This is a genomic window from Citrobacter freundii complex sp. 2025EL-00176, assembly GCF_053309355.1.
Genome location: NZ_JBRYHT010000005.1, coordinates 282,225 through 290,194 on the forward strand (window position 1 = coordinate 282,225; position 7,970 = coordinate 290,194).

A 7,970-nucleotide genomic window follows, 5' to 3' on the forward strand; every position below is an offset into this window, starting at 1 on the left:
GGCTATTTAAGAACCAATTTAATCACACCGCTCGCTTCAGCAATGACGAGGCTTGCGTTTAGCGAGCAGCGTTCTTTGATATGATTTTAATTATATATTCTGGTCTGGCTGATTCATAGTTTTAAGATAGTGCTCATATAATGAAATAAAGATGTTATCAATCAGTATCAGCATAGAAAAGTAAATAAAGTAATTTTCGTATTGATAATTTTCGTTTAACAAAGTTTTTAAAGTTGGAAGATTTTGTTGATATGAAAGAGTGTTGTGAGCGACTCTATTTCGGTGTTTATATAAATATTCGTACATATCGACAAGATCTTTTTCAATATTCTTTTCAATATTTTTTTTATTTACAAAAAGATTTTCTTTGTTAGCGAAGTATTTTTCAGTAACTTTTGACCAAAGAGATTTGTACTCAAGGTAAGGTTTTTTAGCCCAAATTAATAAATTTGTGTTTGCAAAAGAACTTGTTATTGCAAGATTGGTGTTTTGTAATATTATACTATTCTCTATCAAACCGTCTTCGAATCTTAATTCACTGTGTTTTTCTATTTGTTTAACTAAATCTTTGTAAATCTCTTTTTTTTCTTGATAGTTTGAGCATTCGCCAAAAGGATTCAAATTGAATCTTTGATATCTATATTCATAATCATTTGTGGCAAGTTCCCAGCAGATGCATTTCATTTTTTGTTCTTGAGCACCTGTCATCTTAAGTAAAGCTGACTGCATTACATAATCACATAGCGGATAGGTTTCTACACCTGAACCTATACCAATACATGCAGAGGTTACATCTGCGAGGATATTTTTTATAGGGGATAATATAAATTTATTATGATTCATTGATTGTATGCACCCCATAGATTGCAATAGAATCTGATATTCTCTTTCTAAGATGACCTAAGTTGTTAGGGCTTTTTAAATGAGAATTGTCCATCTTATATTCGGCTATTTTATTTTCCAACTTTTCAAGTATATTCTCCTTTTGTGATGTATCAATCTGTTTCTTTTCGAAAAGAATGTGATAGATAATACCAAAAAGGTAAGTATCCAGTTCAATAATGGATGTGTATTTTTTCAGTAAATCCATCTCAGTCAACGTTTTTTCTAGATTATCTAAGTGAACTTTATATTTTTTATCTGGAAAAACACTTAAGAAACTTCCAAATATATCGGAATTCTTCCCATTTATTGCAAAGAAAATATATTCTTCGTATAGCTTCTCCATTTTCTGCTTGTAGCCACGAGCTATCTTCCAACTATCTCCATCAATATAATATTGTGATAAAAGTGCTAGATATCGAATGAAATCGGCTTTTGATTCACTACTAATAAGCTTGATTCTAATTTTTTTAGAAAAATCAGGATCAAATAACCCAACCAATTCTTGGTCTAGAAAGTATAAAGAAGCTCTACTTTCTTGTGGTAATAACGGTTCACCTTGAATATTTATGTTTCTAAATACTGATGAGTAATAACTTTGTTGTGTCTTTTCATCCGATGTTTGAGGAACTAAGTATGAAAACCCAAGGAAATTACTATCTAAGAACTCATCAGTTATGTTCAGATTAGTGTGTTTATAGTTTCCTGGCTGAATGTTACGTAAAATCTCTACTTTGGTTGTTCCCTTTTCAACTAAACTTTTGAAGTTCCACTCTAGAATGTTGTCATAAAGTTCGTCGTTATTGTCATCATCGTTATCGTTGGCAAAAGAATCAACTTTTAATTTATAATTTGCGGCATCAGGGTAGAGACCTAAATATGCCAGTAAAATACTTGTTACCCTCTGTTGGCCATCTAATAGTAAGTTTTTATTACTGTCTCTAAATTTGAAGGCACCAATAGTTACAGGAGGAACAAACTGCTTTTTTGTAAATGTTTCAATGAGCGTTTCGACCTTCTTCTCATTCCAAACGAAATAACGTTGATAGTCAGGTAAAACAATATTTTTCTTTAACACTAAGTCAATCCAGTGACGTAGTGAGTATTCTCCGTAATATACTCTATTTTCCATTTTCACTAACTCCCAGTTTTTCAATGATTTTCTAATCTTTCCCTGTAATGGTCAACTAAAATTGATCACTTCTTTGGAGTGCTAGAAACTCGCTTTGATATTATCTAACAGTATGATTTAGTGAATGTTTTCTTTCTTATGATCACCGCCATTATGACTGGTGACAAGGGTAGATAAGGTGTTCAGGCACACGAAGATGCCAACCAAAGCTGGTTTAAGCAATATGACGAAATCAGAGCTTAAATTTGCCAAAGAGAAAGATATCTTCCTGGCTACTAGCACTACTGAATCTCGTTATCGATGAGCTTATGCTAGTGAGATTTGGGGCATAAACGCGTTAGAAGAGGCAGTATATCGATGATTTAAATAAAGGCCAGGGAACGATGCTCTGGCCTCTCAGCTTTTCTACAGTACGAACGCGTATAGGTGGGTTTTTGACATTAACCCCTCATGGTGACGAATTCTTCGGCCGCCGTCGGGTGAATTGCGACGGTGTTATCGAAGTCTTTCTTAGTCGCGCCCATTTTCAGCGCCACCGCGAAGCCTTGCAGCATTTCGTCCATGCCAAAACCGATACCATGAATACCAACAATCTTCTCTTCCGGACCCACGCAAACCAGCTTCATGCGGCACGGCTGGCGGTGTGAAGTCACGGCGGTGTACATCGCGGTAAACGAGGATTTATACACTTTCACCTGGTCATCGCCGTGCTGTTCGCGAGCCTGCTGCTCGGTTAAGCCCACGGTGCCAATCGGCGGGTGGCTGAAGACCACGGTCGGGATGTTGCTGTAGTCTAAATGCTCGTCCGGTTTGTTATTGAACAAACGCTCGGACAGGCGACGACCCGCGGCAACGGCAACCGGCGTCAGCTCAACGGCACCGGTGTTATCGCCCACCGCATAAATGCCCGGTACGTTGGTGTTCTGGAATTTATCAACGACGATGTAGCCTTTTTCGTTGGTTTTCACGCCAGTAACGGCCAGGTTAAAGTTGTCGGTTGCGGGTTCGCGACCAATCGCCCAGATCAGGCAATCAACGGTCTGGCTGCGGCCATCTTCCAGCGTCAGCGTCAGGCTGCCGTCGGCATTCTTGACCACCGACTGCGGAATGGCATTAGTGTGCAACTGCGGGCCTTCAGCGTTCATCACCTCGACCAACGTCTCGACGATCATTGGATCAAAACTGCGCAGCGGCGCGTGTTTACGCACGAACAGGTGAGTTTCTGCGCCCAGACCGTTAATTACGCCTGCCAGTTCAACGGCGATATAGCCTGCGCCAACAACGGCTACACGTTTTGGCAGCGCTGGCAGCTCAAAGAAACCATCGGAGTCGATCCCGTATTCCACGCCTGGAATGTTCGGATGGCTCGGGCGCCCGCCGGTGGCGATCAAAATATGATCGGCAGTAATGGTTTCACCGTTCACTTCAATGGTTTTGGCATCAACGAAGCGGGCAAAGCCTTTAATCACATCAACGTTATTTTTACCCAGCACGTTATCGTACGAGGTATGAATGCGATCGATATAGGCTGTACGTGTGGCGATCAGCTTATCCCAGTCGAACTTATTGATGGTGGTGTCGAAACCGTAATCCGGGCCGTACATATGAATCGCTTCGCGGACCTGTGCGGCATGCCACATCACTTTCTTCGGTACGCAGCCAACGTTAACGCAGGTGCCGCCTAACTCTTTGGCTTCAATCAGTGCGCATTTCTGGCCGTACATTGCCGCACGGTTAATGGAGGCAATACCGCCGCTGCCGCCGCCAATAGCGATGTAATCATAGTGCTTGGTCATGACCGCTCCTTCATGTTCATTGTAGGGCGGAGAAGCGTTACGCCATCCGCCAAAATATTCGCGATTGTATACCTGAAATTAAAAGGTTCCACCGATGACTGCGATTACTCCGGCACGATCCAGCTTACGGAAGTGTGCCCGGTTCCTGCCGGAACCAGCTTGCTGTGCAGCCACGGCAGGACGTTGTTCATCTGCTGCTCCAGCTTCCACGGCGGGTTAATCACAATCATGCCGGAAGCCGTCATGCCGCGCTGATCGCTGTCCGGGCGCACCGCCAGCTCAATTTGCAGAATTTTGCGGATGCCGGTGTCTTCCAGATCGTGGATCATGCGTTTGATTTGCTGGCGCAGAACCACCGGATACCACAGCGCATAGGTGCCGGTCGCGAAGCGCTTGTAGCCTTCGTTAATGCCGGTCACTACCGCCTGGTAGTCGGTTTTGATTTCGTATGGCGGATCGATAAGGATCAGCCCGCGACGGGAAACCGGCGGCAATTTTGCTTTTAGCTGCTGGTAACCGTCAGCTTTGGCTACGCGTGCGCGTTCATCTTTCTGAAATTCGCCGCGCAGCAACGGAAAGTCGCTCGGGTGTAGCTCGGTTAATTGCAGGCTGTCCTGTTCGCGCAGCAACTGACGAGCAATTAACGGAGAGCCAGGGTAGTAGCGCAACTGGCCGCTACGGTTGAAATGCTGCACCACGGAAATATAGGGTTCAAGTTCAGCAGGCAAATCGTCCTGCTGCCAGATACGGGCGATACCTTCCAGGTATTCACCGGTACGTTCGGCATGCTCACTGCTCAGCTGATAACGGCCTGCGCCAGCGTGGGTGTCCAGATAGAGAAACGGTTTTTCTTTCTCTTTGAGTGATTCAATGATCAGGCTCTGAACGGTGTGTTTGAGGACGTCGGCGTGGTTGCCTGCGTGATAACTGTGGCGATAACTGAGCATGGGTAATGAAATTCCGCTGAAATGACGATTTGCCACAGTTTACAGCAGATCGGCACAGATTACCCGTAGGCCCGGTAAGCGTAGCGCCACCGGGTGTCTTTCCGCCACGGTTAGCATTGAAATCCTCTACACTTAACCCCATTGTACAAATTAATATGCACAGCGCCGGATACGCGCTTCATTCACTCTTTTCAACAGGACCGCGCTAATGACTAATCCATTGCTGACTCCCTTCGAACTGCCGCCGTTTTCTAAAATTCAGCCCGAACATGTTGTGCCTGCCGTTACGAAGGCGCTGAACGATTGTCGCGAAAACGTTGAGCGAGTCGTTGCGCAGGGCGCGCCGTACACCTGGGAAAATCTCTGCCAACAATTGGCGGAAGTGGACGATGTGCTGGGGCGTATCTTCTCGCCGGTTAGCCATCTGAACTCGGTCAAAAACAGCCCGGAACTGCGTGAAGCCTACGAGCAAACGCTGCCGCTGCTCTCCGAGTACAGTACCTGGGTTGGACAACATGAAGGTCTGTACAAAGCGTACCGCGATCTGCGCGATGGCGATAACTACGCCACCCTGAACACCGCACAGAAAAAAGCGGTCGATAACGCGCTGCGTGATTTCGAACTGTCCGGTATCGGCCTGCCAAAAGAGAAACAGCAGCGCTACGGCGAAATCGCCACCCGTTTGTCCGAGCTGGGTAATCAGTACAGCAACAACGTGCTCGACGCCACCATGGGCTGGACCAAGCTGGTGACCGACGAAGCGGAGCTGGCCGGGATGCCGGAAAGCGCGCTGGCGGCGGCGAAAGCGCAGGCGGAAGCCAAAGAGCAGGAAGGCTACCTGCTGACCCTGGATATCCCAAGCTACCTGCCGGTAATGACCTACTGCGACAACCAGGCGCTGCGTGAAGAGCTGTATCGCGCCTACTCCACCCGCGCCTCCGATCAGGGGCCGAACGCCGGCAAGTGGGACAACACCCCGGTGATGGAAGAGATCCTCGCACTGCGTCACGAGCTGGCGCAACTGCTGGGCTTCGAAAGCTATGCCTTTAAATCTCTGGCCACCAAAATGGCGGAGAACCCGCAGCAGGTGCTCGACTTCCTGACCGATCTGGCCAAACGCGCCCGTCCTCAGGGGGAAAAAGAGCTGGCCCAGTTGCGCGCCTTTGCCAAAGCCGAATTTGGCGTTGAGGAACTTCAGCCGTGGGATATCGCTTATTACAGCGAGAAACAAAAACAGCATCTGTACAGCATCAGCGACGAACAGCTGCGCCCGTATTTCCCGGAAAACAAAGCCGTTAACGGCCTGTTTGAAGTGGTGAAACGCATTTACGGCATCACCGCCAAAGAGCGTACCGACGTTGACGTCTGGAATCCGGAAGTGCGCTTCTTCGAACTGTATGACGAAAACAACGAACTGCGCGGCAGCTTCTACCTCGACCTGTACGCCCGTGAACACAAACGCGGCGGGGCGTGGATGGACGACTGCGTCGGCCAGATGCGCAAAACCGACGGCACGCTGCAAAAACCGGTTGCCTATCTGACCTGTAACTTTAACCGTCCGGTGAACGGTAAACCCGCGCTGTTTACCCACGACGAAGTGATCACCCTGTTCCATGAGTTCGGTCACGGCCTGCATCATATGCTGACCCGCATCGAAACCGCCGGTGTGTCCGGTATTAACGGCGTGCCGTGGGATGCGGTCGAACTGCCAAGCCAGTTTATGGAGAACTGGTGCTGGGAGCCGGAAGCGCTGGCGTTTATCTCCGGTCACTATGAAACCGGGGAACCGCTGCCGAAGGAGCTGCTGGATAAAATGCTGGCGGCGAAAAATTACCAGGCGGCGCTGTTTATTCTGCGTCAGCTGGAGTTCGGTCTGTTCGACTTCCGCCTGCATGCGCAGTACAACCCAGAGCAGGGGGCGAAAGTCCTTGAGACGCTGGCCGAAATTAAGAAACAGGTTGCTGTGGTACCTGGCCCAACGTGGGGACGCTTCCCGCACGCTTTCAGCCACATTTTTGCCGGTGGCTACGCGGCGGGCTACTACAGCTACCTGTGGGCCGACGTGCTGGCGGCGGATGCGTTTTCCCGCTTTGAAGAAGAAGGTATCTTCAACCGTGAAACCGGTCAGTCGTTCCTCGATAGCATCCTGACTCGCGGTGGTTCGGAGGAGCCGATGACGCTGTTCAAACGCTTCCGCGGTCGTGAACCTCAGCTCGACGCCATGCTGGCGCATTACGGCATCAAGGGCTGATTGTTCGCGTGAAAATTTGTTTACTGGATGAAACGGGCGCCGGAGACGGCGCCTTATCTGTTCTGGCCGCCCGCTGGGGGCTTGAGCACGATGACGACAACCTGATGGCGCTGGTGATGACGCCGGAACATCTGGAACTGCGTAAACGCGACGAACCGAAGCTTGGCGGCATCTTCGTTGATTTTGTCGGCGGGGCGATGGCGCACCGACGTAAATTCGGCGGCGGTCGCGGTGAAGCGGTGGCGAAAGCCGTCGGCATCAAAGGCGATTATCTGCCGGACGTGGTCGATGCCACTGCCGGGCTGGGGCGCGATGCGTTTGTGCTGGCCTCCGTCGGCTGCCGCGTGCGGATGCTGGAGCGCAACCCGGTGGTGGCGGCGCTGCTCGACGACGGCCTGGCGCGCGGCTACGCCGATGCGGAAATTGGCGGCTGGCTTCAGGAACGTTTGCTGCTGATCCATGCCTCAAGCCTGACGGCGCTAACCGATATTACCCCGCGCCCACAGGTGGTGTATCTCGACCCGATGTTCCCGCATAAGCAGAAAAGCGCGCTGGTAAAGAAAGAGATGCGCGTCTTTCAGTCGCTGGTGGGGCCGGATCTGGACGCTGATGGCTTGCTGGAGCCGGCGCGTCAGTTGGCGACCAAACGCGTGGTGGTGAAGCGCCCGGACTACGCGCCGCCGCTGGCGGATATTGCCACGCCGAACGCGGTGGTAACCAAAGGGCATCGGTTTGATATTTATGCCGGGAGGACGTAGGCCGGATAAGGCGTTAGCCGCCATCCGGCATGGTGCGGTGGTTTGCCTGATGGCGCTGCGCTTATCAGGCCTTGTATTATCCTTTCTGTGCAGAGAGAACCGGCCAGTTCTTTCTGCCATGCAGCCTGCATGCCGTATCAGGCCTTAGGTTAACAACCTGTAGTGTAGATTTATGCAGCGGGCTGCCGTTCTCCACAAGTGACA

At 49.4% G+C, this 7,970-nt stretch carries 6 protein-coding genes; 2 read left to right on the forward strand and 4 right to left on the reverse strand.

Going from position 1 to position 7,970, the window contains the following annotated elements; all coding sequences use genetic code 11:
• Positions 1-90 precede the first annotated feature (90 nt).
• From ACVXHP_RS13330 to ACVXHP_RS13345, 4 genes are all read right to left on the reverse strand, one after another.
• Positions 91-843 (reverse strand): hypothetical protein, encoded by a 753-nt coding sequence (locus ACVXHP_RS13330; RefSeq protein WP_447571620.1) that lies wholly within the window; start codon positions 841-843, stop codon positions 91-93.
• Positions 833-1,960, reverse strand: coding sequence for a DUF262 domain-containing protein (locus ACVXHP_RS13335; protein WP_447571621.1), 1,128 nt, complete (start codon positions 1,958-1,960; stop codon positions 833-835). Before ACVXHP_RS13335 ends, ACVXHP_RS13330 begins: the two co-directional genes overlap by 11 nt.
• Positions 1,961-2,454: 494 nt before the next feature.
• Entirely contained in the window at positions 2,455-3,810 is a 1,356-nt protein-coding gene (gene gorA, locus ACVXHP_RS13340) for a glutathione-disulfide reductase (protein ID WP_447571622.1), read from the reverse strand.
• 104 nt (positions 3,811-3,914) lie between these two features.
• On the reverse strand, positions 3,915-4,757 hold the full coding sequence (locus tag ACVXHP_RS13345) for a 23S rRNA (adenine(2030)-N(6))-methyltransferase RlmJ (protein WP_038635089.1): 843 nt from the start codon (positions 4,755-4,757) through the stop codon (positions 3,915-3,917).
• Positions 4,758-4,965: 208 nt separating this feature from the next.
• Between ACVXHP_RS13345 and prlC the strand changes: the two genes are divergently transcribed.
• Together prlC and rsmJ are read left to right on the forward strand one after the other, a co-directional pair.
• Positions 4,966-7,008 (forward strand): oligopeptidase A, encoded by a 2,043-nt coding sequence (gene prlC / locus ACVXHP_RS13350; RefSeq protein WP_316129341.1) that lies wholly within the window; start codon positions 4,966-4,968, stop codon positions 7,006-7,008.
• An 8-nt stretch (positions 7,009-7,016) separates the two neighbouring features.
• Positions 7,017-7,766 (forward strand): 16S rRNA (guanine(1516)-N(2))-methyltransferase RsmJ, encoded by a 750-nt coding sequence (gene rsmJ / locus ACVXHP_RS13355; protein WP_447571623.1) that lies wholly within the window; start codon positions 7,017-7,019, stop codon positions 7,764-7,766.
• Positions 7,767-7,970 lie beyond the last annotated feature (204 nt).